The organism is Komagataeibacter nataicola, assembly GCF_003207795.1.
Classification (GTDB): domain Bacteria; phylum Pseudomonadota; class Alphaproteobacteria; order Acetobacterales; family Acetobacteraceae; genus Komagataeibacter; species Komagataeibacter nataicola.
In genome coordinates this window covers 1-26,815 of the sequence record NZ_NIRT01000010.1, presented here as the reverse complement: position 1 = coordinate 26,815, position 26,815 = coordinate 1, and the positions used below count along the sequence as shown (strand labels likewise).

Here is a 26,815-nt window from a genome sequence, read left to right as displayed (position 1 = left end):
TCAGGGCATGCCCCGCCCGCCCGCGTCATGCACGAGGCAGACAAGTGGCACCTGCCCGCGTGCAAACGGCATGGCGGCCTCAACGGGTGCGGCACCCAGCAGGCTGTGCCACGGGCCTGCATGTTGCATCAGGGCCACGCGCAGCGCCATGTCGCGCCCCACGGCCAGCGTATCGGGCTGCACTTCCATGCCCAGCGGCAGGCGCGGGGCCACTACCAGCAGGGTGAACCCGTCATGCTGGCGCAGGAAGGCAATGGCATGGTCACGGTCCGCCCCTTCCAGCTCAAGCGGCTGGTAGCTCCCTATGGCAAACAGATCAGGGTAGCGTGCCCGAAATGACAGGATGCGCCGGATCAGGTCGAGCTTGACCTGGCCGGTGCGCCATGTAGCGGCGGAGGCGTCAAAACTGCTGGCGTGCTCGAGCAGCGCATGGCGCAGGCCAAAATCAACCGGGCGGCGGTTATCGGGGTCAACAAGGCTGAAATCCCACAGGTCACAGCCCTGATACAGGTCCGGCACGCCGGGCGTAGTCAGCCGCAGCAGGGTCTGCGCCAGCCCGTTGAGCGCGCCCGCCGGGGCAATCCACGCCACCATACGGTCCATCTGCGCCGTGAAAGCGGCGCTGGCGACAAGACGGCGCGTAAAGGCCGTGCAGGCTTCCTCATACGCCGTGTCGGGGTCGAGCCAGTTCGTATGGCGCTTGGCCTCCCGCAGGGCCTTGGTCTGCCATTGCACGATCCGGTCGCACCATGCCTCACGCAGGACCACGCTGGCGAAAGGCGTGAGGGGCCACGCGCCGAGCATGGTCTGGTACAGCATCAGTTCATCAATGCGGTCCGGCCCGATGCCGGCTTGCGCTCCATTACGGGCAAACCATTCGCTGACCTGCGCGCACCACTGTGGCGCCATCTCGCTCAGCACGGCAAGGCGGGCGCGGCTATCCTCGCCACGCTTGTGGTCATGGGTCGCGGTCGTGAGCATGGCGTCCGGGTGCAGGCGCGCCCGCGCGGCGCAACCGGCATGAAAATCCGCAACCGTAAGGCTGAGCCGTGCCGGGTCGGACCCCACATCATTGCGCGAGATCAGGCGTGCGTAACGGTAGAAGGCTGTATCTTCCGTTGATTTGGCCGCCAGTGGCGCGGTCAGGTGCTCGAAGGCCTGCTCGGCGCGGCGCACGCACGGCGCAGGCGCCTGCTCCGGCCGGGCGGACAGGATGCCCAGCACCGCATCAAGCACCGGTTCCTGCCCGGCTCCAAGCCGTGAGCGGGCAGCCCTGGCCGCATCGTGCACGGCTGCGCCATCTTCGGCATGGTCCTGCACCGCTTCATCGCCAAAATAGGTGCGGTAGAGCGTGAAGGATACCAGCATGGCCTCAAGCACCATTCGCAGGCCTGCTGGCGTGCAGTCCGCCCCCCGCGCCTTCAGCGCCGTGGCCAGCAGGCGGGTCAGCTGCCCGAATTCGGCGGCAAAGCCCTCGGCCAGCAGTTGGGCGCGGGCTTCGCGCGCAATCAGGCCACAGGTCCTGGCCTCTGGCCCGCAGGCCGCCCACAGCTTATCCAGCACGGGTACTGCACGCGCATCATGCAGCACGGCTGAAACCTGATCCATGAAATCATACCCCGTGGTACCCGCAACCGGCCAGGCGGCAGGCAGGTTCTCATGGGAGGCAAGAATTTTCTCCACGTAAATAGCCGCCCCCGGCAGGGCGTTTTCGGGGCGCAGGCGGGCCAGCGCGTCAAGCCGCGCGCGCAGGCGCTGGCAATAGGTGGCGGGGGCGGCCAGCCCATCAATGTGATCGACCCGCACGCCATCGACCAGTCCACGCTGGTAAAGCGAGAACAGGCAGCCATGCACCGCCTCGAACACCTCGGCACGCTCCACGCACACGCCCACAAGGCCGGTAATATCAAAAAAACGCCGCCAGTTGATCCGCGTCGCGGCCTCGCGCCAGCAGGCCAGAAGCCATGACTGCACGGCCAGCAGGCCTTCCAGCCGGGCACGGCCCGCGGGGTCACACCCGTCATGCAGGGTGGCAAGGCGCGCCATGGCCGCCTGCCCCCGTTGTGTTGCTGCCCAGTGCCGCAGGGCCGCCAGCGCGGAATCCGCTTCCGCTCCCGGCCCGCCGCGCACCGCCACGGTGGTGAAGGCCGCAAGCAGCGCACCGGGGGCTTCCACCTGCGCCAGCAGGCCTGCATAGCTTGCCGGGCAGAGCGGAAAACGGTGCTCATGGTGATGGATGTGGAACAGTCCCCCATCCCCGTCATGGCGCAGTACGAGGCTGCCTGCCACTATTGCCTCGGGCAGCGGGCGATCCAGGAACGGCAGCAGCACGCGTCCGCGCAGGTCCGGATCGGGGTCATGCCAGTCGATATCGAACCATGTGGCATGGGCCGAAGCCTGCCCCCAGGCCAGCACATCCATCCACCACGCATTATGGGCATCGACGGCCATGTGGTTGGGCACGATATCAAGGATCAGCCCCATGCCGTGAGCATGCAGCCGGTCGGCCAGGCGCGTCAGGGCCGCCTCGCCCCCCAGCGCAGGGTCGATGCGGTCATGGGCCACGGTGTCATAGCCATGGGTCGAGCCGGGGCGGGCTGCAAACAGGGGCGAGGCATAAAGATGGCTTATGCCAAGGCGGGCGAACTGCGGCACGAGGGCCGTGGCGTCATCCAGCGTCAGGCCCGCGCGGAACTGCAGCCGCAACGTGGCCCGCACCATGGCGGCAGGGGTGCTGCTATTCATGCGCGCGGCCCGCGCGCAGGCGGTTGAAGCGCCGGCGCGTCTCATGGCCAGACAGCAGGGTCGCGCTCATGCCGGGGTAGCGGCGCTGCCAGTTGGGGTGGCCGCTCGTGGTGCCGGGCAGGTTGGGCTGTTCGGCAAGGCCGAGCATGTCCTCCACCGCCATGAGGGCCAGCGGGCACGCGGCCCGGCCCACAAAGCCGATCGCCTCCTCCACCACCTTTTCTGCCCCGGCGGCGTCAGGCGGCGGCTTTTCACCACTCCGCCCCCGCGCGGCGGTTGCGGGCCGGTCCTGCATCAGGGCGGACCACAGGGCGGTGCGGTCATTTTCACGCTCGTCATGCAAGGTGTTGGGGTCGAGGCCCGCAGGGAGCTGATGCAGTTTCTCGCGCCATGCAATATCCGTTCCCTGCCACCACCCCGCCACAGTGGGCAGGTCATGGGTGGTGGTCATGGCCGTGGCGTGGGGCGACCAGGCGGCGGGCGGTTTGAACATCCCTTGCGGCGTGCGCTCGAAAAACAGCACGTTCATGCCCATGATGCCGTGCGCGCCCGCCGCCTTGCGAAAGGCGGTGGTGACCGTGCCCAGATCCTCGCCAATCACCATGGCGTCGGCCCGCATGGCCTCAAGGGCGACGAGCCGCATGAGGTCGCGCACGGGAAAGGACAGGTAACTCCCCTCAGCCGAGGCGCCGCCCTGCGGTATGATCCACAGCCGTTCCAGCGCCATGACATGATCGATGCGCAGGCCCCCGCCATGGGCGAAACCCGCGCGCAGCGTGTCGATAAAGGCGCGGTAGCCCGTGGCCCGCAGCCCCGCAGGTGAAAACGTGGTCAGCCCCCAGTCCTGCCCCAGCGGGCTGAGCGCATCGGGTGGCGCGCCAATGCTGGCGCCAAGCAGGAATTCGGACTGGCGCGCCCAGCATTCGCTGCCCGTGGGGTCCACGCCCACCGCCATGTCCTTGATCAGGCCGATGCGCATGCCCGCTGTCTGGGCGCCTGCGCAGACGCGGGCCAGACTGGTGGCCGCCAGCCATTGCACGAACACATGAAAGGTTACGTCATGGGCGAATTCCTGTGCAAAACGCGCCACTTCCGGGCTGTCAGGCTGGCGCATGGCCACGGGCCAGCGCCGCCAGTCACTGCCGCGTTCGCCACGGGTGGAAAAATAGGCATGCAACGCCTCGAACAGGGCATGCTGCTCGAGCGCCCTGCCCCCAGCCTTGCGAAAGTCGCGCATGGCCTTTGGCGGACTGGCCGCGATCCGCTCATCATACAGCCGCCTGAGCAACTGGTAGCGGCACGTGCTGGCCCGCACCCAGTCGATCAGCGGCGCATCCTCGAGTTGCCTGAGCGTATCGACATAGGCAGTGCCCTCCTTGACCACGGCGGCCTGCACGGTTGCGGTATCGAACACGGCATGCGGATCAGCCAGCAGCCCGTTGAGGAACAGCCGCGACGAGGGGGAATACGGGCTGTACTGCCCGGGGCGTGCGGCAAACATGGCATGGGCCGGGCTGATGGCCAGCGCATCAGCCCCCCGTGCCGCAGCCGTGCGGGCCAGGGTTTCCACCGCGCCAAAATGGCCAATCCCGCCATCACCCGTCATGCGCAGGCCATAAACCTGCACCCCCAGGCCCCAGGCCCGCACGCTGCCCCCGGCGCACATCCTGCTCACGCGCGGGCATGATGGGGGTGCTATGGCCAGGGTGGCGGGGGGCGTATCCCCCACCTCCAGCCGGTGGTAGCCACATACCCCCACGGGGGGCAGCGCGGGGTGGCCACGCATCAGGCGCAGCTTACCTTCGATTTCCGTGCCATTTTCCAGCACGAGGCGAAACCGGCCTCCGGCATCGCCGGGTGGCAGGGGCAGCACGGTCGCCTGCCCGGCCACGCCCACCACCATGGCGGGCAGCGCCGTGCGCGGGCGTGGCGGCGGGGCATGACCTTCCAGCACGGCCAGCAGGCGGCGCAGGCTCTCGTTCGAGACGCGGTGCATCTCGCCTGCGGCATCGCGCCAGCGCAGGCTCAGCCCGGCATGGCGGGCACGCTCGACAAGGGTGCGGTTATTCATCCTGTGCCTCGTTCAGGCAGGCCATCATGGCATGGGGGGGCAGCGTGGCGGAGAACAGGTCCACCCCCTGCGGCAGCACAGCGTGCAGGCAGCGCCCCTGTGGCATGTCTGGCAGCGGCACCGCCGCATTGCCCAGGTTGAGGGCAATGGAGAGCACCGCCCCATCCCCCATGCGCCACCGGGCAAAAACCGCCCCTGCGCCCAGAACCCGTGCGCCCATGGCACGCGCGCCGGGCAGGCGAGGTGTGATCTCGGCATGGCGCAGGGCCAGCAGTTCCGCAATCTGCGCGTTCCATGCCCTGTGGGCCGGGGCATCGCGCTCGGCGGGGTCGAGACGCGAGGCGGCGTACGTTTCCGGTGCGTTGGGGTCGGGGATGGTTTCGCGTTTCTCCGCCGAGGCAAAATGCGAGAAACCGGCAAATTCCTTCCGCCGCCCCTCGCGCACGATCCGCCCCAGCGCCGGGCTGTAGTCGGTAAAGAACAGGAAAGGCTGGCGCGAGCCCCATTCCTCGCCCATGAACAGCATCGGGATCTGCGGGCACAAAAGCACCAGCCCGTAAGCCGCGCGCAGGGCCTGAGGCGTGGCCAGCACGCCCAGCCGCTCGCCTAGCGCGCGGTTGCCGATCTGGTCATGGTTCTGCAGGAAGATGATGAAGCGGTCAGGCGCCAGGTCGGCGCTCGGGCTGCCCCGCGCCTTGTCATTTACGGGCTGCACCTCGCCCTGAAAGGCAAAGCCCTCGGCCAGCACGCGCGCCAGCGCTGGCGCCGGATCGGGGGCGAAATTGCCGTAATAGCCCTCGTCCTCGCCGGTCAGCAGCACATGCAGGGCGTTATGGGCATCATCATTCCACTGGGCGCGATAGCCCGCGCGCAGCAGGCCGGCATCATTGTTTTCGTTTTCCACGATCAGATGCACATGCCGCCCGCGCTCGACATGAGTGCGGATGAAAGCGGGCAGCGCCAGCAGCCAGTCCCGATCCACAATGGCCTGCACGGCATCGAGCCGCAGGCCATCGAAGCGGAATTCCATGAGCCAGTACAGGGCGTTATCAACAAAAAACTGACTTACCGCATCCTGCCCGAAATCAATCGCCGCTCCCCATGGCGTGGCCGTATCATAGCGGAAGAAGGGTGTTGCGTAATCAGCCAGGTAATTTCCGTCAGGGCCAAAATGGTTGTACACCACATCAAGGAACACCATCAGCCCCAGCCCGTGCGCCGTATCGATCAGCGCCTTGAGGGCGTCGGGCGGGCCATAGGCGGATTCCGGGGCAAATGGCAGCACGCCGTCATAACCCCAGTTGCGCCCGCCCGGCACCTCGGCCAGCGGCATGAGCTCGATGGCCGTGACTCCGAGCGCCGCAAGCCTCGGCAGTTCGCGCGCCACGCCTTCATAGCCGCCCATCAGGCCCACATGCACCTCGTATATGACCGCCTCATGCCACGGGCGGCCCGGCCATGCCCCATGCCGCCAGTCATAGGTGGCGGGATCGACCACCTCGCTTGGCCCGCGCACGTCATCGGGCTGATAGCATGAGGCGGGGTCCGGCACGGCAAGGTCACGGGCCACGCGGTAGCGGTAGCGCGTGCCCGCCCCGCAGGGAAACACGCATTCAAACCACCCTTCCCTGTCGCGTGCCATGGCGACCGGTGCGTGACCCTGCGCCTCGAGCACAACCGTGTGGCATGAGGGCGCCCAGAACCGGAAGCGGGTATGCCCGGCATCGAGCAGTGTGGCCCCGGCGTAGCGGGCAGACTGGAAATGGGTGCTCATGCGGCATCCTCCCCTGCGTTATCGCCACCGGGCGCGAAGGCCAGCAGCACAAGCCCGTGGGCGGGCACGGTGATGTCATGCACGTCCGGCCCCAGCGGCTGTGCCGCCCGTTCGGGCTGCGTGGTATCGAGCAGCAGGGTCCACTGCCCTTCGGGGCCGGGCAGTGTTGCGTTCACATCGTTCCCCCCGGGGTTGAGCAGCATGTAGGTAATGTCGAGCGTGCCATCGGCCTCGGTGCTGGCGCGGCGCACGCCCAGCAGGTGAAATGTCTCGTCAGTCCACTGCTCCACCCCCATGGGCGTACCATCGTGGCCAAACCAGCCGATATCGGGCATGTCGGGCAGTGGCCTGTGGCGGCCATGCATGTAGCGCGCCGCCCGCAGCGAGGGGTGGGCACGACGCAGCGCGGCAAGGCGGGCAACGAAACCGGTCATCAGCTGGCCTTCCGGCGTGGCGGCGCGGCGCCAGTCCAGCCAGCTTGTAGGGTTGTCCTGGCAGTAGGTGTTGTTGTTGCCGTTCTGGGTCTGGCCAAACTCGTCGCCCGCCAGCAGCATGGGGGTTCCGTGCGAGAACATGAGGGTGGCCATCATGGCGCGCTGCACGCGGCCACGCAGCTCAAGGATGGCGGGGTCATCGGTCGGGCCTTCCACACCCCAGTTGGCGCTGTTGTTGTCAGCGCTGCCATCCTGGCCGTCTTCCCCGTTGGCCTCGTTATGGCGCTCGGCGTAGCTGACCACATCCTCGAGCGTGAAGCCGTCATGCGCGGTAATCAGGTTGACCGAACTCCACGGCCTGCGCCCCCTGCGGTCGAGCAGGTCGCCCGAGCCTGCGATGCGGGCGGCGATATCACCCTGCTGCTGGCCATCGCCGCGCCAGAAGCGCCGGGCCGTATCGCGGAAGCGGTCATTCCACTCGGCAAAGCCGGGCGGAAAATTGCCGAACTGGTAGCCTCCGGGGCCGGGATCCCACGGTTCGGCAATGAGCTTGCGGGTGGAGAGCACCGGGTCCTGGATGATGGCATCGAAAAAGCCTGATCCCTGGTCAAAACCATAGGGTTCGCGCCCGAGCACCGGAGCGAGGTCGAAGCGGAAGCCGTCAATGTGGAATTCGTTCGCCCAGTAACGCAGCGAGTCCAGCACCATCTGCAGCACGCGCGGGTGTGACAGGTTGAGCGTGTTGCCACAGCCGGTATCGTTGATGAGGTGGCGCTCGTCGCCCGGTACGAGGCTGTAATAGGTGGCATTGTCCAGCCCCCGGTAGCACAGGGTGGGGCCGAGTTCGCTGCCCTCGCAGGTATGGTTGTAGACCACGTCCATCACCACCTCGATGCCCGCCTTGTGCAGCCGCCTGATGGCCGCGCGCAGCTCATGCGGCGAGCCACTGGCCAGATAACCCGCATGCGGCACGAAAAACGCCAGCGTGTTGTAGCCCCAGTAATTGGTCAGCCCGCGCTCGATCAGGTAGCGCTCGGGCGCGAAGCACTGGATGGGCAGCAGTTCAAGCGTGGTCACCCCCAGCCGGTGCAGGTGCGCGATCATCTGCGGCGCGCCAAGGGCCTGGAACGTGCCAGGCTGGGGGTTGCGCTCCATCTCGCGCTGCATGGTCAGGCCCCTGACATGCGCTTCCATGATGACGGTATCATGCCACGGCACGCGGGGCAGGATGTCATCCTCCCATTCATAGGCGTCGTTCACCACCACGCATTTGGGCATGGAGGGCGCGCTGTCACGCCGGTCGAACGACAGGTCGGCGCGCGGCGAGTGCAGGCGGTAGCCGAACTGCGTGTCCGACCATGAAATCGGACCCGTGAGCCTGCGGGCATAGGGGTCGATGAGCAGCTTGTGCGGGTTGAAGCGGTGGCCGTTGGCCGGGTCATACGGCCCAAAGGCGCGAAAGCCGTATAACAGCCCCGGCTCGGCATCGGGCAGGTAGCCGTGCCAGATTTCATCGGTATATTCGGGCAGGCGGAAGCGCGCGATCTCGCGCCGGTCGCGCGGGTCGAAAATGCACAGGTCTATCTGCTGGGCATTGGCCGAGAACACCGCGAAATTGACGCCAAGCCCATCCCAGCACGCGCCAAGGCGGGTGGGACTGCCGGGCGAGAGCGCGGGCGGAAAGCGCATCATGAGCCATCTCCCGCAGGCTGAAGGTAAAGGGCTGCCAGCGGCGGCAGGGTCAGCACGCACGAGCAGGGCTGGCCGTGGGCAGGCTCGGGCTGCGCCATGACGCCACCGCCATTGCCCTCCCCGCTGCCGCCATAGGCGCCCGCATCGGAATTGAGGCGCTCGCGCCACGCCCCGCCCACCGGCACGCCCACACGGTAGCCATGGCGCACCATGGGCGTAAGGTTGAGCACCACCAGAACCGGGTCATGGCCCGGGGCCAGCCGCAGCCAGGCCAGCACGGCGTTGGCGGTGTCATCACCAATCACCCACGCAAAACCGGCGGGATCACTGTCGAGCGCATGCAGCGCGGGCAGCTCGCGATAGAGGCGGTTGAGATCGGAGACGAGGCCCAGCATGCCCGCCTTGAGCGGATCATCCAGACTGCGCCAGGGCGGCTCGCCCTCATGTGACCATTCGGCCTCCTGCGCGAACTCGCCGCCCATGAACAGCAGCTTGCGCCCCGGATGGGCCCACATGAAGGCGAGAAACACCCGCAGGTTGGCATGGCGCTGCCACCCGTCGCCTGGCATGCGGGCCAGCAGCGAGCCCTTGCCGTGTGTCACCTCATCATGCGACAGGCACAGGATGAAGTGCTCGCTGAAGGCATAATGCAGCCCGAACAGGATTTCATTAAGGTGATAGCCACGCCAGAGCGGGTCACGCGCAAAGAAGCGCAGGCTGTCATGCATCCAGCCCATGTTCCATTTATATGAAAAGCCAAGCCCTCCCTGCGGCACAGGGCGGGTCACGCCCGGCCAGGCAGTGGATTCCTCGGCAATCATCATCGCATCGGGGCAGGTTTCGTGCACGGTCTCGTTGAGCTGGCGCAGGAAGGCCACGGCCTCGAGGTTTTCACGCCCGCCATGGATATTGGGTATCCACTCCCCTTCCCGTCGGCTGTAGTCGCGGTACAGCATGGAGGCCACGGCATCGACGCGCAGCCCGTCTATGTGAAAGCGCTCGAGCCACATCAACGCGCTGGCGATGAGGAAGCCGCGCACCTCATGGCGACCGAAGTTGTAGATATGGGTGTTCCAGTCCCGGTGCACGCCCTCACGCGGGTCCTGGTGTTCATACAGCGCGCAGCCATCGAAACAGGCCAGGCCGTGCACGTCGTTGGGAAAATGGGCGGGCACCCAGTCCAGGATCACGCCGATGCCAGCCGTGTGGCAGGCATCGATGAAGGCTGCGAAATCAGCGGGCGTGCCATGCCGGGCCGAGGGCGCGAACAGCCCGAGCGGCTGGTAGCCCCATGAGCCGCCAAACGGATATTCCATGACCGGCATGAGCTCGATATGCGTAAAGCCCGCCGCCTGCACGTAAGGGATGAGTTCGCCCGCCAGTTCCCGCCACGACATGATGCGGTCCGGATCACCCTGCGGCCTGCGCCATGAGGGAACATGCAGCTCGTATATGGCAAGCAGAGCATTTTCGGCCTGCGCGCGCCCACGCGTGGCCATCCAGTTCGCATCGTTCCAGGCAAAAGGGGCGGGCGAGGCCACGACCGAGGCTGTGGCGGGCGGACGCTCGGCAAACCGGGCGAAGGGATCGGCCTTGTGCGGCAGGATATGGCCCTCACGCGTCATGATCTCGAATTTATAGCGCTCGCCGGGACCAAGACCGGGAATGAACAGCTCCCACACCCCCGCGCCGTGGCGCAGCCGCATGGGGTGGCGCCTGCCATCCCAGAAGTTGAAGTCCCCTATGACCGAAACCCGCCGCGCATTGGGCGCCCAGACGGCAAAGCGCACGCCCACCGTGCCATCAATCACCATGGGCTGCGCGCCCATGAGGTGGTCAAGCTGACCATGGCGGCCTTGGGCAAACAGGGTCAGGTCCGCCTCATCGAGCAGCAGGCCGAAGGCGTAGGGATCGGCGGTTTCCTCCACCGCATCGGCCCAGACGATTTTCAGGTGATAGCGCGCGCCTGCGGGAATGGTGCCAACATGCAGCCCCGTCTCGCCCATGCGCCGCATCGGGCGCTCGATGGCGGCGGCACGCGGGCGCTCAACCACCAGCCGCACGCGGGCCGCATCATGGTACAGCACGCGGATGACATCGACACGCCCCATGTTATGACGGCCAAGAATGGCAAACGGGTCAGAACTGCGCCCATGCACAAGATCATCAATACCATCGGGAAGAACATAGTGGGCTGCATCGTGCCTGATCCGCATGCCGGGGCCTTTACTGTGCTGTAGGGATATGCCGTGAACAGGGCCCAGCAGGGGGCCGGGCGTATTTAATGGGGGGCGACCAGCGCGCGTGACAGGCGGGGTGGCCTGCGCGCGATGCGCCGCCTGCGCCCCTCGCGCAGGCCGTGCCGCCCCGATGGCAGGCTGATCACGTTTGAATCCGCGCGCCCACCCGTGTCCATGCCCAGCATCTCGGCAAACAGCCTGACATAATGGGCGGCCTTGTCGTTCCACGACACGTCATAGGCCGCACCCGTAAGCTGGAGCTGGCGCCACATGTGGCGATTGCGCCGGTAGAACTGGCGCGCGCGCGCCACGGTGGCGAGCAGGGTCTCGCCATCAACGGGCGTGAACAGGAAGCCCGTCGCTGCGCCCTGGGCAATGGCGGCGGGGTTGGCGTTGACGATCGTATCGGCCAGGCCGCCCACGCGGGCGGCGACCGGCACCGCGCCATAGCGCAGCGCGCCAAGCTGGGTCAGCCCGCAGGGCTCGAAACGCGAGGGAATGAGCAGCGCATCCACCGCCGAAGGCAGGCGGTGGCCAAGGGATTCACTATAGCCGAGATGGCAGGCAAACCGGCCGGGAAACTGGCGTTGCAGGCTGGCGAGGCGGCGCTCGATCTCGCGGTCGCCCTCGCCCACCACGATAAGCTGGGTGTTGCCTGCCAGCAGGCGCGGGGTCACGTCCGCCAACAGGTCTATGCCCTTTTGCGCGGTCAGGCGGCTGACTACGCCCACCACAAAGGCATCCGGGTCAGCCCACAGGCCGAATTCCGCCTGCAGGTCGCGCTTGTTGGGCGCGCGGCCCACGGTATCACCCACCATGTAGGGAAAATGCACCGCCGGGTCTGAGGCCGGGTTCCATGTCTCGGTGCTGATGCCGTTGAGAATGCCCTCCAGCCGGTCGCCACGGTGGCGCAGCAGGCCATCAAGGCCCATGCCGCCTTCGGGTGTCTGGATTTCCTGCGCGTAGGATGGCGAGACGGTGGTGATCCGGTCAGCATGGTACAGCCCCGCCTTGAGGAAGCTGATGGCCCCGTAGCACTCGCACCCCTCGACCGAGAACGCCTCGGGCGGGAGGCCGAATTCCGCCAGGCACTGCGCGGGAAAACGCCCCTGAAAGGCAAGGTTGTGAATGGTCTGGACGACCGGCACGCGGGTAGCCACGGGCTGGCCGCCGCGTTCAGCGGCCTGCTGGTCATGATGCAGGTAGGCTGCCGTCAGCCCCGCCTGCCAGTCATGCGCCTGCACCAGATCGGGACGCGGGTGCGGCGTGCGACCCTGGGCAATATCGGCCGCCATGCGTGAAAGGACTGCGAAGCGGAGGCCGTTATCGGGCCAGTCCTGCCCCTCGGGGGCGAGATAGGGGTTGCCGGGGCGGTCGAACAGGGCGGGCACGTCAAGCACCAGCAGATCGAGCCCCGCCACATGGGCCGACCACAGCGTGGCCTCATGTCCCAGCAGGTCGGGATGGTGCATGACCTGCGCGCGCGTGAAAAGTGCCGCCATGACCGCAGGGTAGCCGGGCAGAAGGGTCGTGACTTCCACGCCGTAAGGGGCCAGCGCATGTGGCAGGGAACCCACTACATCACCCAGCCCGCCGGTCTTGACGAAGGGAAACATCTCTGCCGCGACCGAAAGCAGGCGGATGGGTGTTGAAAAAGGTGTAACCGCATTCATCATCGGCCTGTTTCCTTGCAGGAGGAGAAACCGGTCCTATTTCTGGATCTGTAGCGGTTAACGGGTTATTACCTCCTGGGTCTCACCCACACGGTTAAGTGATCTGTTTTATGGACTCTCATTACTTATTTAATTAGTGCCGATTCAATAAAAATGGCAATTCCGTGTCATTATTTACAATACCGACACGTGTGGTTATTCTTTCCCCTATCAGGGCTGGGTACGGAAATGGCAGGATATGACCCCAATCATAAAAAACGGCGAGCCCATTCGTTACGGCTACTGGGCCACATGCGGCGAATGTGCTGCTGACGACTACTCTGACTTTCATGAACCCGTGACCGGATGCAGCGCGTCCGGGCAAAAAGAACAGCCAGGCATGGATGCCCGCGTAACCTACTGGGAAGAACAGCACATCACCTGCCGCAAAGCGCAGGCCGCGTTCAGCCCGCCCGAGCCCGAGCAGCTGATCGTGGTATCCGATGGGGTTTATGAACGTGATATGGTGCAGGGCGTGCGCTATGCCTCGCCACCCCATATGTCAGGCTGATGGATCATCACCGACTGCTATGATGGTGACATCACCAGCCTGAAAACCGTGCACGCCCATTATGTCACCGTAGTACGGCCCGACCTGGCGCGCTATGTGGCCCTGTCATTTGGATGGCGGTTCGACACGGCGCATGACCGGATTTACCTTGAGCTTGAATCCAGCAGACCTGTTGAAGAACAGTAAGGCCGCCTTTGTTGAAAAAAGGCGGCCTTAAAAGGAGTGCTGCCACGCTCAGAACCGTGGCAGCGGGATGTGGGGCGCGAAAAGGCATGTCAGCACGATAAGCGTTACAAAAAACACCACCATGCCCCCCACAATAAAGACATGCCGCTTTTCTGCCGGGGTGGCTAAAGGTATATCATGGCGCGGGTTGGTCGCCGCCCCACCATGCATCTGTTTGTCTTGACCGTATTGCATGGGAAATACTCCCTTGGCAGGTGTTGATACAGGCTGCCCCCGAACAGGCGGGTGGCGTGCCTGCGGGTTTACTGTGGCAGGTCCTTGGCCATCTGCAGGTGGTTTTCAAGTGTGGGCAGTGTATTGCCTGCCCATGTCTTGAGCGCTGCGTTATCACCACTCTGCGCATAACGGCGGAAGAGCGAGACAGCATCTTCATGCCCCGCGATCTGGTCCGCACGGTACTGCAGGGCGAAGTCACGGCCATGCAGGGTCTTGAGGTGATCGAGCTTGTCCTGATGGGCCTCGTCAATGCCAGTGGGCGGACTGACCTGTACATTACTGCTCTGGAGCAGGTCTTTCAGGGCGGCGGATGTTTTCTTGTGGTCTTCGATCATCCGGTTGGCAAAGGCGGTCAGCTTGGGGTCATTGTCCTGCAATGCCAGTTCGCTTGACTGGATCTCGAACATATCGCTGATCGTGGCCAGCTTGATGAAATCATCCGTGCGGGGCGCCACCCCCATCAGGGAGTTGATGCCTGCCTTTTCGGGTATGGACTGGGCCAGGACCGGCGCGGGCACGCAGGCCACCAGCCCCAGTATCACCATCATGCTTTTTTTCATTGTTTTGCTCCAGATGGATCAGAAATCCGTGTCATCCCGGCCCGGCCGGGCAATGGAAGGGGCGGAACCAGGCCGGGGTTCCGCCCGGCATCAGTCAGGATTTACCGTGATCGTGACTATGCTGGCCGCCCTTGCGCCCGGCTTCCGCCGCGCGTTCGGGGTCCTGGGCAAAATTGCCGCCGCTATGCTGGCCACCCTTATGGCCTGCCTCGGCGGCCTTTGCCGGGTCGTGAGCGAAATTGCCGGGGCTGTGCTGCCCGCCCTTATGGCCCGCTTCGGCTGCGCGCTCGGGGTCCTGGGCAAAATTGCCCGAACTGTGCTGGCCGCCCTTGTGGCCCGCCTCCGAGGCTTTCTTGCGGTCATTGGCGAAGTTGCCCGGATTATGCTCGGCGCCCCCACCACCCCGGCTATCAGCCGGTGCTGAGGTGGCAGTACGGGTGCGTTCTTGCATGGGAATGCGATAAGACATGGTCATTCACCTTTTCCAGATTACAGCACGGATACGGGATCCTTGTTTTTTCTCGCCGCCTCATGGGGCCAGGGCGAGAAAGCAATCCCGGCAACAGGTGCTGTGGAGGGTTCAACGAGGCAACCGGCAGGCGGTTTCGGCACACCTGCGGAAAATAAAAAATAAATATTCAGCACCACAAACACCTTATATGGACAAAATTCATAATAAAGCGAAGCGGTAGCCCCAACTTCACCCGCAACCCATCCCCACCCCACGCGATAGGAAGCCCATCGCCATGGCCACAGCATCAGGAAAAGAGCAACATGCAACATCTCTCCCGCTTCGCGTTCGCCTGCGCCAGTCTGCTGCTCATGATGCTGGCCCTTTTCCTGCTGACATCGGGCATGTTCGACCTGATCAGGGCCGTGGGGCAGTCATGGCATACGGGCCGCAACGCCATATTGCAGGCCATCAGCTATGTCGTGATTGCGGTGGCGGTCTTTGACGTGGCCAAATACTTCGTGGAGGAGGAGGTGATCCAGACCAGCGGCAAGAAAAGCCTCGGCGAGGCACGGGCCAGCCTGACCAAGTTCATCACCACCATCATCATTGCGGTATTCATTGAAGGACTGGTTGGCGTTTTCGAGACCAGTACAAGCGAACCGGCCGCCATTCTCTACCCCGCCAGCCTGCTGGTGGTGGCGACCTTCATCGTCCTTTCGCTAGGCGCGTTCCAGCGCATGAGCGTGGATGCCGAACGTGAAAAGAAAAAGGTGGGTGGGGAGAAAAGAATAGCCATCCCGTATATCGAACAGCTTCAACATTTTAAAAGTAATGCCGCCTTTTTGAAAAAAGGCGGCACCCGGAAACTTTATCTCGTCTGCCAAGGCCGCTTTCAGGCCCGTGGCAGGTTATTTCTGTGCAGGGGTAGCCTGGGTTCCGGCGGTCGGTGGGGCCAGTGTCTCGGAAACATCTTCCGAAACGAACACGACATTATCAAGCACCTGCTGCAGGGCTGCGGAAGCCTCCTGCGGGTGGCGGGCTTCGGTGAAGACGGTGGCGCGGTTGATCGCGCCCTGCGTGGGTTCAAGGGCTGTCAGCGCCATGATGAAATCGGCATCCTCGCCCACAACCTGCAACGTCTGCGCGGCCTGTTTGGTCTGGCCCGCCTTGAGCTGGGTGTTGGCGGTGGCGATGGCGGCCTTCTTCTCGGGTGCAAGCGTCTCGCTGCCAATGATTTCACCCCCGACCGGAATCCAGGTCACGGGCGTGGTGCCTGCCACGTGGCCGGGGGCCGCCGGGTGCTGCGGGGCGGGGTGGAGGCTTGTCTCGGCAGCGATGAACTGCGTGTTGGCCTTGCCTGCTGCGGTCAGGCGCCTGGTCGCGTCATACAGCGCGGGAATGGCGGCGTCGGTCTGGCCTGCGTCGAGCACCTGCTTGGCATTGAGCACATCCATCATGGCGCGCTGCCCATCAGCCGAGAGGTGATTGAACGCACGGGTGGCCTTGAACTTTTCCCAATCCGTATGCACCGATGCCGCGTGGGCACCCAGTGGGGCGGCGAGCAGTCCCGCCACGGCGGCCAGTGAAGCGATAAAACGCATGGTTTCCCTTTTCAGAGCAATCTGTCTGTTCATTTATTCCGTGGCCCGGATATCCGCGCCCGGGCGGAATATTACAAAAAATGGCACACGGGGTCCATGACTATTGCCATTGTTACACCGTGGGCCGCATGCGGGCGGTTGTCGGCCCCGCGCGCGCCGTGCCATGATCGTGACAGACCATTATTACTCACGGAGAAACTGCATGTTCAGCCATATTGCTGTTGGCGCAAACGACATTGAAGCCGCAAAGAAATTCTACGATAGCATATTTGCAACCCTTGGCGTGCCCCCCGCCACCATCAATGCCAAGGGCAAGCTGGTCTATAACGGTGATACGGGTTTTTTCCTTGTTACGAAGCCGGTCAACGGCCAGCCTGCCACGGCCGCCAACGGGGGCACGATCGGCTTTGCCGCCCCCTCGCCTGAAGTGATCGACGCATGGCACGCCGCTGGCGTGGCCAATGGCGGCACCACCTGCGAAGACCCGCCGGGCATCCGCCACATGCCTAATGGCGATCTGTACCTGGCCTATCTGCGCGACCCGACCGGCAACAAGCTGTGCGCGCTCTATCGCGTAAAGTCCTGATCCGGACCAGCCGATACAGTTTCCGGACGCCGCCTTTTTTCGGGGAGGCGGCGTTCTTCCGAAGCGTTTGAATAAAGCTTCACCAGAAACTTTCGACTGCGCCGCGCCTCGTAACGGGCGGAAAGAAGGCAGACCATGAGCCGCCAGCCTGCTGTCTTTTCAACACGATGGTGCCTGTGCATCGCCGTTCTGGTCATGGCGGTGGCGTGGGGGCACCCGACCCATGCACGCGGGCCGGATGCGCCTGGGCCGAATGCGCTACAGACCGCCTGCACGGCGTTACATGCCCCATCCGTGCTGCAGGTCTCGCTCCTGTTCGGCCTCAACCGCCCTGATGGCGGTCATGTAAGCCAGCGTGACTGGACCCATTTCGTGCGTGACATCATTACCCCGCGTTTTCCCGCCGGTTTTTCGGTCCTGCGGATGACGGGGCAATGGCGGGATGAGCACAGCGGGCGCATCGTGCGCGAACCCTCGCGCATCATCTGGGTGGCAACCCCCTTCACTCCTGACCTCCAGCCACGGCTTGAGGCCATACGCCAGGCCTATCGCCAGCGCTTCGGGCAGGATTCCGTGGGGCTGGTCATCACGCCCGGCTGCGCCGCGTTCTGAGAGAGCACTTAATACCCCGCCCCACCACTATTTACGGCCATGATGGAAGCATGGGGCAACCAGACCGTGCGGAGACGGCATACGGAACGTCCGGGTTATGGTTCAACCCGACGGGGCTATTGCGCGGCACGCCAAGGGTCACCGGCCCATAAGCACTGAATTGTGGCGGCGCGCTGAGATGACATGGGGCGCAGTGCCCTTGTCCGTGCGGTCACCCCCTGCGCCTCACGCACCAGCAGCGCATCATGTTTGCTATCATAGGGACACAAAACGGATCGTGGCGGTTGCGTTGCGTGACTTTGTCAACACGGGTTCAATCAGGTTACCTATGCCAACCAGCGCCCCACAGTATAAAGGACCGGATTATCGTGAACCCGCGCAAGATCATCATTGATACCGATCCGGGGCAGGACGATGCGATTGCCATCATGCTCGCCCTCGCCGCCCCCGGTCTCGACGTGCTGGGCGTGGTCAGCGTGGCGGGCAACGTGTCGGTGCATCACACAACCGCCAATGCCTGCAAGGTGCTGGAACTCGCCGGGCACACCGACATTCCGGTTCATGCCGGTTGCGCTGCCCCCCTGCGCCGCACGCCCATTACCGCCGCGCATGTGCATGGCCAGACCGGCATGGATGGCCCCACCCTGCCCGATCCCGTCATGCAGCCCCGCGCGCAGCATGGCGTGGATTTCCTGATCGATACGATCAGGGCACATCCACCGGGCAGCATAACGGTGGTAACGCTGGGGCCAATGACCAATCTGGCCATGGCGCTGGTCAAGGCGCCCGATATCGCGCAGCGTATGGCGGGCATCGTCTCCATGGGGGGCGCATGGGCGGAAGGCGGCAATATCACGCCCAGCGCCGAGTTCAATGTCTATGCCGACCCCGATGCCGCCGATATCGTGCTGCGCCACGCCATCGCGCACACGCTCGTGCCGCTGGATGTAACCCACCGCTTTCTGGTCACGCCGGCACGGATGGCGGGGCTCAGTGCGCTGAAGGGCCGCTGCGCCCGGGCGGCAGCGGCCATGCTGGGCTTTTCGGGGCGGTTTGACCTGGCCAAATATGGGTGGGACGGTGCCCCCCTGCACGATCCCTGCACCATCGGCTGGCTGCTTGCCCCCAACCTGTTTGCAGGGCGGGAGGTGAACGTATCGGTTGAGGTGGGCAGTCCGCTCATGCAGGGGGCTACCGCTATTGACTGGTGGCATGTGACCGACCGGCCCCGTAACGCGCTTTTCCTCAATGAAGTGGAGAGTGACGGCCTATGGGCGCTACTGCTGGCGCATCTGGACCGCCTGCCCTGAAGCTGGCCGGGCCGCCCATGCCTGGCAGGCACCGCTGGCCCGGACCATGACGGGTTCATCATGAATGGTGCAGTCATTCACCAGCGGCTGACAGTCCGGTTCCACCGGAACAGCCCCCTGCCGCGGTGATGGCGGGACAGGCTTTTCGCAAGTCCTGCCCCGCATGTCGGTTTCCGGGCCGTTTATTGCATTGCGTAAAACAACCATCCAGATCCTGCCGCAATCCGGGGCTTATCTGCCAGCAGGAGGACGCCATGAAAAAGATGATCCTGGCTGCTTTTACCGCCCTGCTCTTACTCGGTGCGCATGGTGGAGCGCAGGCCCAGCCCTGGGGGTGGCGTGACCAGCCGCACTGGCATGCCCCCTATGCCGGTGGGCCGCGCCGCCCTTATTGGCGCGAGAGTGGCTGGCGTTATGACCGCCCACCGCCGCCACGCCGGTGGGCATGGCGGCCACCCCCGCCGCCGCCGCCCTATCCCTACCCTTACTGATGATGGAACCCGGCCTCGCGCCGGGTTTTTTCTATTTTACGCGATACCTGCAAAAATAACGGGGCAGCTTATTAACGATCAGGCTTGTGCCGGATCATAATTCCACGTAGAAAACTGCACAGATACCTGATATTTCACTTTATTTTATCGTGTTTTTAGCGCCAGGCGATCAGAAACGGATAACCCGCCACCATGCCCCTGCTTGAATCCATCAACCTGCTTTATGTTCTCTCCGGCCTTGGCGTTGGCTTCCTTGTGGGCATGACCGGCGTGGGCGGTGGTTCGCTCATGACGCCGCTGCTGATCCTGCTGTTCAAGGTGCATCCGCAATCCGCCGTGGGCACCGACCTGCTCTATGCCGCCCTGACCAAGACTGTGGGCACACTGGTGCATGGTCGCAAACAGTCCGTGGAATGGCATGTGGTGGGCCGCCTGGCGCTGGGCAGCATACCGGCAACGCTACTGACCATTGCCGCCCTGCACTGGGCGGGTAGCCCCTCACCCGCTGTGACGCATGTCATTTCGGTCGCACTGGGCATTGCCCTGCTCATTACCGCGCCAAGCGTACTGTTCCGGCAGAAACTGCAGGATCTCTCACGCCGCAAGGCTGCTGCCATCAACCCCGCCATGACCGCGCACCTGACCACGCTGCTTGGCGCGGTGCTCGGCGTCATGGTCACGCTGTCCTCTGTCGGCGCTGGCGCGATTGGCATGGCGGCATTGATCTTTCTCTACCCCGGCCTGGAAATCCGTCGCCTCGTGGGCTGCGACATCGCCCACGCCGTGCCGCTCACGGCCATTGCGGGCATGGGGCACTGGTGGATCGGGGATATCGACATGCCCCTGCTGGCATCGCTGCTGTGCGGGTCTGTTCCGGGCATTATATTGGGCAGCCTGTGCATCGGCCTTATTCCTGACCGGGCGCAGCGGATTATCCTGGCCGCCATCCTGCTGACCGTGGGCCTCAAGGTTATCTGATCCACGCCCCGCCTGTCTGGCGTGGACAGACAGGACATAATGCCGGGCAGGTCATGAAAAAGGTTCAGGGGGTGCTATTGGCAGATAAAGGCAGGTGCCCAGAACTTTCATCAATATGAATTTTTAAAAATATCTTCTTGATATGAAAGCTCAATCTGCTTCTTCTGCCTGATACAACAAACAAAAAAAACACCCGCCTCGTTACCGGGGCGGGTGTTTTGTCTTTACGTAACGGGCTGGCTCAGACCAGCGTGTCGTCCGTGTTCTTCTTGCTGCGGCGTGCGCGGGTCTTGCGGGCAGGCTTTGCAGCAGGTGTTTCCTCGACTTCCTCGGCCACGGGTTCAACCACCACTTTCCGGCCGAGCCCGATCTTCTGGGCAAGCGACGAGCGGTGCGCGGCGTAGCTCGGCGCAGTCATCGGGTAATTGGCGGGCAGGCCCCACTTCTCACGATACTGTTCCGGCGTCATGCCATAAGCGGTCTGCAGGTGGCGCTTGAGCATTTTCAGCTTCTTGCCGTCTTCAAGGCAGACGATGTAATCGGGGAAGACCGACTTCTTGATGGGCACGGCAGGCTGCAGCGGCGCGGGTTCAACCGCCTTTTCAGCCCCGAGTGCCTTGAGCGCAGTATAAACGGTCTCGACCAGTGTGGGGATCTGCTCAACAGCAACCGTATTATGATTGGTGTGCGCGGCCACGATCTCGGTGGTCATGGATACCAGTTCGGTATGCGGGATTTCTTTATTATCCAATGTCGGTACTTTCCTTGGTGGTCGGGTCATCAGGGGATGATTAACCCTATGAGTAATAATCATGCGTGTATTATGCAACCACAATAAAGCATTTTAACCCGTATTTTTTACGCCACCCCCATTACAGCCTCCCCTGCTTTTGCCGCCAGCATAGGTTGCATAGGGTGCGCCATGCTGTTCTTGCAGGTCATGATTACATTATAATAATCCAACCATTATCCTTCCCCCTGCATATATGCAATTATTTTGTTTAGAGGCTGCTTGAAAAGTCAGGATCAATAATATCCTGAAATTATAAAGGTTTTTGGTGAATATTTTATAAAAAGCTTCAGAAAACGCTGCCTTTTAAAAAAAGACGGCACCCAAAAACTTTTCTTATTTTTTATCAATGTTTTTTTCAAACAATCTCTTATAATAATTAAATGGAACGCGCCCGGAAAAGGGCGAATCACTGCTTCTACGTTACAGAATTTTCATTGTATCCGCATCAGGAACAGAGTATAAACACGCGATGTTATGACAAATTTTAGCGATTATGGTTTATATTTAGTTATAAATAGAATATATCTGCATCAATAACCACAAACAGACAGATGAACCATAATGCCCGCAGGCTGCGGTCGTAACCGGTCCGGCCAGACGCCTGTCATTACATTTTGCTAACATGCTTTTACATATCAGCACTTTTTTCAGCATCATGCCTCAATACAGTATTCATCATCATACCATGTTATCACATCGGCACTGCACGACCCGATGCCCCTGCACGTAATACAGCTACTGCGCTGCATGGCCGGGTTCGCGTTATTGTAGCGCACTGTATAAGGGTCTGCCCTGCAGGCATTGCCCATCACCATCCTGTTATGACAGACAGCGCGTTACTTGTGATTCGCCGCCGACCGTCACAGGCAGGGCGACGAAATATCCATTATGTAATGAATTGTAATTTTCCTCGGGTCTCGAAACCCGGTTTAACACAGGCCGTCAACCATAACGTGTGGGAGGCCCCGGCTACATTTTTCCACCCGCGCCACAATATCATAGGTCTGGCCCAGAGTTTCGGGCGTAATAACGGCCTGTGGCGTGCCTGCGGCAATAATCCGTCCTTCGCGCAGGATCACGTCGTAATCAGTCATGCGCACGGCAATATTGAGGTCATGCAGCACCATCACGGTCACGATCTGCCGTGCAGCGGTTTCACGCCGCAGGATCTCCATCACCGCAAACTGGTGGTGCAGGTCAAGTGCGCTGAGCGGTTCATCAAGCAGCAGGGCATCGGGGTGGCGGCCAAGCGCCTGTGCCAGCCCCACAAGCTGCCGCTGCCCGCCCGAGAGTTCATCCATATACCGCATGGACAGATGGGCTATGCCAAACACATCCAGCATATGCAGGGCGGCATCGATTTCATCGCCCTGCACATCGGATGGAACAACGCCGGTGGCATGCTGAGCGGCAAGCATGGATTCCAGAACCTGCAGGTGCACCATGGCAGGCAGGGCCTGCGGCAGGTACAGGCAGCGCCGCGTGCGCCCGGCCAGACTGAGGCGCGTCAGGTCATCCGCCCCCAGCATGACCCTACCCGTGGCCTCGCCCAGCCCGGCCATGGCGCGCAGCAGCGTTGACTTGCCGCTGCCATTGGGGCCAAGCAGCGCCGAGACCTGGCCGTGCGGAAACGGCCCGACACTTATATTATCCAGCACCGTGCGCCTGCCGTAGCGCACGGTCATGTGCTCGCAGTACAGCCCGTCCATCAGGTCATGCTCCGCCTGCGCAGCACAATGGCCAGAAAGAACGGAATGCCCACCAGCGCGGTCACGATCCCGGTGGGAATGACCACGCCTGGCAGCAGGTTGCGCGCCGCGATGGATGAAAGCGACATCACCAGCGCGCCCACCAGCATGCTGCCCGGCAGGTAGAAACGATGGTCCTCGCCCAGCATGCGGCGGGCGATATGCGGCGCTACCAACCCCACGAAACCGATCGTACCCACGAAGGACACGGCCAGAGCGGACAGGATGCTCACCCGCAGCAACGCGCCACGCCGCACGCGCGGCACGTCCACGCCCAGGCTCGCGGCACGTTCCTCGCCCATGCGCAGCACGGTCAGCTTCCATGACGCAGCAAAGGAAAGCGGGGCCACGATCACGCAGGCGGCGGCCAGCAGGCCCAGCTTGGGCCATGTTGCGCGTGTCAGGCTGCCCATGGTCCAGAACACCAGGTCCTGCAACGCATCTTCATTGGCCACAAACTGCAGCAGCGACACCAGCGCATGGAAGGCGAACACCAGCGCAATGCCAAACAGCACCACCGTGCCGGTGCCCGCATTGCGCCTGCGCGAGACCATGTCGAGCAGCAGCACGGAGCCTATGGCAAAGACAAAGGCATCCCCCGACACCACCCACGCATCGGGCACGCCGGGCAGCCGCCAGCCAAGAATGATGGCGAGTGACGCGCCAAACGCCGCAGCCGCCGAGACCCCGAGCGTGAAGGGACTTGCTAGCGGGTTGGCGAGCACGGTCTGCATTTCCGCCCCAGCCAGCCCCAGCGACGCCCCGACACATACGGCCATAAGCGCGTAGGGTAGCCTGATCTGCCACACGATCACGCCCTGCCCGGCGGGCACGTCATGCGGGTGCAGCAGGGTGCGGATGAGGGCTGAAGGCGAAAGCCCCGATGGCCCGAGCGAGAAATCAAGCACCACCGAGGCCACGATCAGCGCGAGCAGCAGGCCAAGCAGCCCCATGCGCCGCCGCAGCAGCCCATGGTAGCGCCCCCGCACCTCACGCGCATAAGCTGACAGGCCCGCGGAGGAGGAAACAGAAGGCGTACCGATCGATTCCTCAGGGACGCGCATCAATCCAGAAGGTCCCTTCCTGCTTTACGGGGAGGAAGCGGCTGTAGAGTTCCTTCTGCGTGGCGTCGGGGTCGATATCTGTAAACAGATCGGGGTGGAACCACTTCGCCATGACTTCGATGGCAAGAATATTGTACGGCGAATCATAAAACGAGTGCCAGATGCCATGCGCATGCCCATCCGTTACGGCATGCAGCGATGAAATGCCGGGGCGTTCCATGACCTTGAGCAGCGAGGCACGGGCTACATCCGGCGTTACTTCGGCCCCCATGCGCACGCCCGGCCCGCTGGCCTTCGGCCCCTTGGTGCCGTCCGCAATGTAAATATCGGGGTCAGAGGCGATCACTTTTTCGAGGTCGATATCGCCAATATAGCCCGGCAATAGCGGGGCCGCGATGTTCTGGCCGCCGGCGGCTGCAATAAACGCCCCCATATTGCCCTTGCCCGCCGTATGGCAACAGCTCTCGCGCATGGCGGCCAGCATTTCAATGAACACTTTGGGCCGCTGGCTTTCAGGCACTGAAGCAACACGATCGGTAATGCGCTTGAGGTGAGACTGGTAGAAGGCGAGATAGTCAGTCGCTTCCTGCTCGCGATGCAGCACCTGGCCGAGGATCTGCATGGAGCGGATGGTGTCATTGACCGGATCAGCGCGGAAATCGACAAAGATGACCGGAATATGGGCGCTTTCAAGCTGACCCACAAGTTCGCTCGCCTTGCCCGGGCCATGGCCCGATACGGTCAAAATCGCAAGGTCAGGGTGCAGGTCGAGCACGCGCTCGGGGCTGACCGTATCCGCCGTGGTCTTACCGATCAGCGCGACACCTGCCGCCTGCGGAAAGGTTGCGACATACTGGTCATAGCTCTGCGTATCCGCGCCGCGGAACTCACCCTGCCAGCCCACGATCCGGTCAAACAGGTGCTGTTTTTCCAGCGGGGCAAGGGCATAGATCAGCCGCCCTTCCCCCAGTATGATGCGATGGACACTGGCCGGCACGTCCACCTTGCGGCCTGCAAGGTCGGTCACGGTATCAGCCACTGCTGCGGGCGCATGCCCCGCAAGCCCCACGGCCATGACCGCGCCACAGGCCACGGCCCGCCATCCGTCCAGTATCCGTTTCATGATATGCCCTGCTTATTTCTGGGGATAGGCGAAGTTGAATTTCTCGCTGAACGGCTGCCAGAAGCCCGGCGTGCCGGTTTCCTTATCCACATGGTGCAGGAAGCCGTTCTGCTCGGGCGAGGAATAGGTCAGCACCACCGTATAGCGGCCCGGGCCATTCATCTGCACGTTATCGGCATAATGCGGGCCATCCTTGGCGGTCATGAAATGCATGGTGCCCTCGGCCTTCCATGTTGTGCCATCCTTGGTCAGCTTGTAGCCGATGTTCAGATACGGCACCCAGGCCCCATCGGGGTAGCCCCACACGTTGTCGGCCGTGGCATGCACGTCGGTTTCGAGGTGGATGGTGTCGGGCTTGGTGTTGTCCATCATGCCTGCGGGCATGGGGTCGACCATGATGCCGGTCAGGTAGCTCGAGGCAATTTCCATGTCATGTTCATGGACCGGGCCACCGATCGGGTATTCACGCGCTTGTGCAGCGGTGGAAAGGACAGGCAGCGCCGCGACGGCGAAGGCCAGAATGGAATATTTCTTGTTCATGATGACGGTTTCCATACTTAATTGAATTAAGTCCGGGTGCCTGCTGCCATTTATTGTTGTTTACAGTCACACCAGGGCCTGATCGCAGCTTCCCAACCGGCTGATTTCCAAGCTCTGATAATGATAATTGTTATCACTGTCAACGGATGGTATGCCCTCTGCAAGGTAACGGAGAGCCACCCGCCATGATCACCCACCCCTTCGCATTCATGCGCCTGCCCTATGCGGTCCTGATGGCGCTGGACAGTCGGATGTTCCACTTCTGGCTCCAGCCGGTCCATTACCTGATCCGCATCGTGCATATCATCAGCATGGCCATGTTCTTTGGCATGGACATGCTGTTCGACCTTGGCGTGCTCAGGCCCCGCATGGCCGCACGCATCGCACCCGCGGCCCAGCTCATGGTGCGGCCGCTGCACGTGACGTTTGCCATCGCCATGGTCTCGGGCGTGGTGCTGTTCTTCTATGACCCGGTGCATATCGGCAGCCGCGCGTATCTTACCCCCAAGCTGGCGCTTATTACGCTGGCCATGCTCAACGCGCTGTGGTGCCACCGCAGCGTCTACCTGCCCGTGCTGCGCGGCAATGCCGCCATGAGCATGCGCGGCCGCATCGGGGCCAGTCTTTCGCTGCTGCTATGGAGCGGGGTGATGATCATGTCCTGCCTCAACAGCGAGGGCGTGCCCAAGGTTTTTCTTAGATAATAACAGGATTGCAATATACGCATACCGGTTTGAATTGACGGCTTCGTATCAAAATGTTATTGAGAACCATTCTTAATGAAATTGATTCTCAATACGGCGGACCCCATGAGCCCTTCATTCCTCGCGACTGCCATTGCCAGACATGCCCTTTCCCGCTGCCCGGCATTTTTCCCCTCCAGGCTGACGCGCCACCGCCTGCGTGCGGGCTCATGCCTGGTCTGCTTCGGGCTGGTACTGCCCGCAACCGGCTTCGCGCAGGTCCAGACCCAGATCGAGGAAGACCGCGCCCGCCTCGGTAACTCCACCCCTCTGGTCGAGCAGATCGACCCCGCCACGGTGCGTGATTCCGAGCGCGCCCAGGCGGAAGCGGAGGAAAAGGCCGCAGGCGATGGCGACAAACTCGACACCAGCGGCAACCTGCTGGGCAATATGTGGGGCGCGCGGCCGTGGCTGTACAAGCACGGCATCAGCTTCGACATTCAGGAAGTCGATGAAGTGTGGGGCAACGGCACCGGCGGTTCGCCTTCCAGCAACGATGGCTCCAGTGGCTCGGGCACCGGCCCCGCCTATGACGGCGTGACCATGCCCACGCTGACCGTGGATACCGAAA

At 63.0% G+C, this 26,815-nt stretch carries 23 protein-coding genes and 2 pseudogenes; 10 read left to right on the top strand and 15 right to left on the bottom strand.

Annotation, left to right across the window (positions count from 1 at the left end; all coding sequences use genetic code 11):
* The 6 genes from treY to glgA all read right to left on the bottom strand — a co-directional run bounded on the left by treY (position 1) and on the right by glgA (position 12,632).
* Entirely contained in the window at positions 1–2,745 is a 2,745-nt protein-coding gene (treY, locus tag CDI09_RS07425) for a malto-oligosyltrehalose synthase (protein ID WP_078527560.1), read from the bottom strand.
* Entirely contained in the window at positions 2,738–4,816 is a 2,079-nt protein-coding gene (gene malQ, locus CDI09_RS07420; protein WP_078523739.1) for a 4-alpha-glucanotransferase, read from the bottom strand. The genes treY and malQ overlap by 8 nt, the downstream gene beginning before the upstream one ends.
* On the bottom strand, positions 4,809–6,590 hold the full coding sequence (gene treZ, locus CDI09_RS07415) for a malto-oligosyltrehalose trehalohydrolase (RefSeq protein WP_078523738.1): 1,782 nt from the start codon (positions 6,588–6,590) through the stop codon (positions 4,809–4,811). Before treZ ends, malQ begins: the two co-directional genes overlap by 8 nt.
* Positions 6,587–8,716, bottom strand: a complete 2,130-nt coding sequence (gene glgX, locus CDI09_RS07410; RefSeq protein WP_078523737.1) for a glycogen debranching protein GlgX — start codon at positions 8,714–8,716, stop codon at positions 6,587–6,589. Before glgX ends, treZ begins: the two co-directional genes overlap by 4 nt.
* Positions 8,713–10,932 (bottom strand): 1,4-alpha-glucan branching protein GlgB, encoded by a 2,220-nt coding sequence (gene glgB / locus CDI09_RS07405; protein ID WP_078523736.1) that lies wholly within the window; start codon positions 10,930–10,932, stop codon positions 8,713–8,715. The genes glgX and glgB overlap by 4 nt, the downstream gene beginning before the upstream one ends.
* A 65-nt stretch (positions 10,933–10,997) precedes the next feature.
* A complete protein-coding gene (gene glgA / locus CDI09_RS07400; RefSeq protein ID WP_078523735.1) occupies positions 10,998–12,632 on the bottom strand; it encodes a glycogen synthase GlgA in 1,635 nt (544 codons plus the stop codon).
* Positions 12,633–13,008: 376 nt separating this feature from the next.
* Between glgA and CDI09_RS18435 the strand changes: the two genes are divergently transcribed.
* Together CDI09_RS18435 and CDI09_RS18430 are read left to right on the top strand one after the other, a co-directional pair.
* The gene (locus CDI09_RS18435; protein ID WP_205836649.1) at positions 13,009–13,179 is read left to right on the top strand and encodes an immunity protein Imm33 domain-containing protein; all 171 of its coding nucleotides are present in this window, start codon (positions 13,009–13,011) and stop codon (positions 13,177–13,179) included.
* A 48-nt stretch (positions 13,180–13,227) separates the two neighbouring features.
* Entirely contained in the window at positions 13,228–13,365 is a 138-nt protein-coding gene (locus CDI09_RS18430) for a hypothetical protein (protein ID WP_205836648.1), read from the top strand.
* Between the two features lie 302 nt (positions 13,366–13,667).
* On the opposite strand, the gene CDI09_RS07390 is transcribed toward CDI09_RS18430, so the two are convergent.
* The 3 genes from CDI09_RS07390 to CDI09_RS17560 form a co-directional block, all read right to left on the bottom strand.
* Positions 13,668–14,201, bottom strand: a complete 534-nt coding sequence (locus CDI09_RS07390) for a DUF4142 domain-containing protein (protein ID WP_078523734.1) — start codon at positions 14,199–14,201, stop codon at positions 13,668–13,670.
* Between the two features lie 94 nt (positions 14,202–14,295).
* Complete coding sequence (locus CDI09_RS07385) at positions 14,296–14,670, bottom strand: con-10 family general stress protein (RefSeq protein WP_078527558.1); 375 nt, start codon at positions 14,668–14,670, stop codon at positions 14,296–14,298.
* Between the two features lie 20 nt (positions 14,671–14,690).
* On the bottom strand, positions 14,691–14,984 hold the full coding sequence (locus CDI09_RS17560) for a hypothetical protein (protein WP_146220817.1): 294 nt from the start codon (positions 14,982–14,984) through the stop codon (positions 14,691–14,693).
* On the opposite strand from CDI09_RS17560, the pseudogene CDI09_RS07380 reads away from it, so the two are divergent.
* Positions 14,976–15,437 (top strand): annotated as a pseudogene (locus CDI09_RS07380) (hypothetical protein); the annotation flags it as partial. The gene CDI09_RS17560 and the pseudogene CDI09_RS07380 overlap by 9 nt on opposite strands.
* A 126-nt stretch (positions 15,438–15,563) precedes the next feature.
* Here the strand turns inward: CDI09_RS07380 and CDI09_RS07375 are convergent.
* A complete protein-coding gene (locus CDI09_RS07375; protein WP_078527556.1) occupies positions 15,564–16,256 on the bottom strand; it encodes a YfdX family protein in 693 nt (230 codons plus the stop codon).
* Positions 16,257–16,458: 202 nt separating this feature from the next.
* Between CDI09_RS07375 and CDI09_RS07370 the strand changes: the two genes are divergently transcribed.
* The 5 genes from CDI09_RS07370 (at position 16,459) to CDI09_RS07350 (ending at position 20,233) form a co-directional block, all read left to right on the top strand.
* Positions 16,459–16,842: a VOC family protein gene (locus tag CDI09_RS07370; RefSeq protein WP_078523733.1), complete on the top strand. Its 384-nt coding sequence runs from the start codon at positions 16,459–16,461 to the stop codon at positions 16,840–16,842.
* Positions 16,843–16,977: 135 nt separating this feature from the next.
* Positions 16,978–17,454, top strand: coding sequence for a DUF3574 domain-containing protein (locus CDI09_RS07365; RefSeq protein ID WP_078523732.1), 477 nt, complete (start codon positions 16,978–16,980; stop codon positions 17,452–17,454).
* A 368-nt stretch (positions 17,455–17,822) separates the two neighbouring features.
* On the top strand, positions 17,823–18,764 hold the full coding sequence (locus tag CDI09_RS07360; RefSeq protein WP_078523731.1) for a nucleoside hydrolase: 942 nt from the start codon (positions 17,823–17,825) through the stop codon (positions 18,762–18,764).
* 254 nt (positions 18,765–19,018) lie between these two features.
* A complete protein-coding gene (locus CDI09_RS07355) occupies positions 19,019–19,255 on the top strand; it encodes a hypothetical protein (protein WP_078523730.1) in 237 nt (78 codons plus the stop codon).
* Positions 19,256–19,447: 192 nt separating this feature from the next.
* The gene (locus tag CDI09_RS07350; protein ID WP_078523729.1) at positions 19,448–20,233 is read left to right on the top strand and encodes a sulfite exporter TauE/SafE family protein; all 786 of its coding nucleotides are present in this window, start codon (positions 19,448–19,450) and stop codon (positions 20,231–20,233) included.
* Positions 20,234–20,474: 241 nt separating this feature from the next.
* On the opposite strand, the gene CDI09_RS07345 is transcribed toward CDI09_RS07350, so the two are convergent.
* The 5 genes from CDI09_RS07345 to CDI09_RS07325 all read right to left on the bottom strand — a co-directional run bounded on the left by CDI09_RS07345 (position 20,475) and on the right by CDI09_RS07325 (position 25,516).
* Positions 20,475–20,984, bottom strand: coding sequence for a MucR family transcriptional regulator (locus CDI09_RS07345; protein WP_078523728.1), 510 nt, complete (start codon positions 20,982–20,984; stop codon positions 20,475–20,477).
* A 971-nt stretch (positions 20,985–21,955) separates the two neighbouring features.
* Positions 21,956–22,735, bottom strand: a complete 780-nt coding sequence (locus CDI09_RS07340; protein ID WP_078523727.1) for an ABC transporter ATP-binding protein — start codon at positions 22,733–22,735, stop codon at positions 21,956–21,958.
* Positions 22,735–23,838, bottom strand: coding sequence for a FecCD family ABC transporter permease (locus CDI09_RS07335; RefSeq protein ID WP_078523726.1), 1,104 nt, complete (start codon positions 23,836–23,838; stop codon positions 22,735–22,737). Before CDI09_RS07335 ends, CDI09_RS07340 begins: the two co-directional genes overlap by 1 nt.
* A complete protein-coding gene (locus CDI09_RS07330) occupies positions 23,825–24,961 on the bottom strand; it encodes an ABC transporter substrate-binding protein (RefSeq protein ID WP_078523725.1) in 1,137 nt (378 codons plus the stop codon). The genes CDI09_RS07335 and CDI09_RS07330 overlap by 14 nt, the downstream gene beginning before the upstream one ends.
* Before the next feature lie 12 nt (positions 24,962–24,973).
* The gene (locus CDI09_RS07325) at positions 24,974–25,516 is read right to left on the bottom strand and encodes an iron transporter (protein WP_078523724.1); all 543 of its coding nucleotides are present in this window, start codon (positions 25,514–25,516) and stop codon (positions 24,974–24,976) included.
* Between the two features lie 170 nt (positions 25,517–25,686).
* Between CDI09_RS07325 and CDI09_RS07320 the strand changes: the two genes are divergently transcribed.
* Entirely contained in the window at positions 25,687–26,205 is a 519-nt protein-coding gene (locus CDI09_RS07320; protein ID WP_078523723.1) for a hypothetical protein, read from the top strand.
* A 105-nt stretch (positions 26,206–26,310) separates the two neighbouring features.
* Positions 26,311–26,815: pseudogene (locus CDI09_RS07315) on the top strand (hypothetical protein); the annotation flags it as partial.